Genomic DNA, 1,223 nt, shown 5'->3' on the forward strand with positions numbered 1-1,223 from the left:
ATATAACGGCTTTGCACCCATGCAAGCCAGGTCATTCACCGTACCGCAGATGGATAATTTGCCGATATTGCCGCCAGGGAAAAAGGCCGGCGATACAATAAAACCATCTGTTGACATGGCAATCTTTCCTTTTGGAGCCGGAAGAACAGCAGCGTCATCCGCTGTCAGATCCGGATTTGAAAAATGTGCTTTAAATACTTCATCAATCAGTTCAGATGTCTGCTTGCCGCCGGCACCGTGAGCCATTGTAACTGTTTTATTATTCATCAGAAACGTCTCCTTTTGCATGATTCTCATATGTATGTCATAGAATTTTGTAACTGTTCAGAGCCAAGCAAAATTTCAAAAAACAGGTATAAAATGCTTGCATTTTTAAGACTGTTTTTGAAATTTTATTTGGCGGATACGCCACACCGACGAAATGCGTAACATTTTGGAGGTTGGCTCTGAACAGTTATAATATTTTTTATTTTAGCTGTACTGATAGTAAGCAGAACAGGCCCCTTCATTGGATACCATACAAGCACCAATCGGATGCTGCGGCGTACAGCCTTTGCCAAATACCTTGCAGTCCGACGGCTTGCATTTACCCTGAAGAACATCCCCGCATCGACAGGCCGGATTGCTTCGTCCTTTCATCTCAGGCACATGGAACTTCTTTCTCGCATCGTAGGCTTCCCATTCTTTTTTCAGACGCAGGCCTGAATTCGGAATAATGCCCAGTCCGCGCCATTCTGTATCACAGTTCTCCATCATATCTGCCACCAGCTTCTGTGCCTCTCGGCTGCCTTCCCGTGTCACCACTCTCGGATAAGCATTGACGAAAAACGGTTTGCCCTCCTGGAATTTAACCAAAGCCACCGCCAATGCTGTCAGTAATTCTTTGGCTGTAAAACCTGCCACAACACCGCTGACGCCTTCATCCACCAGTGATTCACACAATTCCGTACCCGTAATGGCATTGACATGTCCCGGATAAAGAAAAACATCCGCGCTGCCTTTCAGTGCTGCATAAGCACCCGGCATCGTCTTATTGGCCACCAACAGCGCGAAGTTCGTCAATCCATCCTCCGATGCCTTTCTTACAGCCAGACAGCTGGCCGGTGTCGTTGTCTCAAAACCAACAGCCAGAAAAACAACCTGCTCTTCCGGATGATCCTTAGCGTACTGCTCTGCATCCACCGGGGAATACACAATTCGTACTTTTGCGCCCTTTTCTCTCG

The 1,223-nt window shown here is 47.0% G+C and carries 2 protein-coding genes; both read right to left on the reverse strand.

The window, feature by feature from the left end:
- On the reverse strand, positions 1-267 hold a 267-nt coding region (locus WMO25_RS18145; RefSeq protein ID WP_349086637.1), incomplete at its 3' end, for an AIR synthase related protein.
- A 204-nt stretch (positions 268-471) separates the two neighbouring features.
- Positions 472-1,223 (reverse strand): hydrogenase formation protein HypD (hypD, locus tag WMO25_RS18150; protein ID WP_349086638.1); only part of this gene is annotated, 752 nt, incomplete at its 5' end.

The organism is Coprococcus intestinihominis (assembly GCF_040096555.1).
Lineage (GTDB): Bacteria > Bacillota > Clostridia > Lachnospirales > Lachnospiraceae > Coprococcus_A > Coprococcus_A intestinihominis.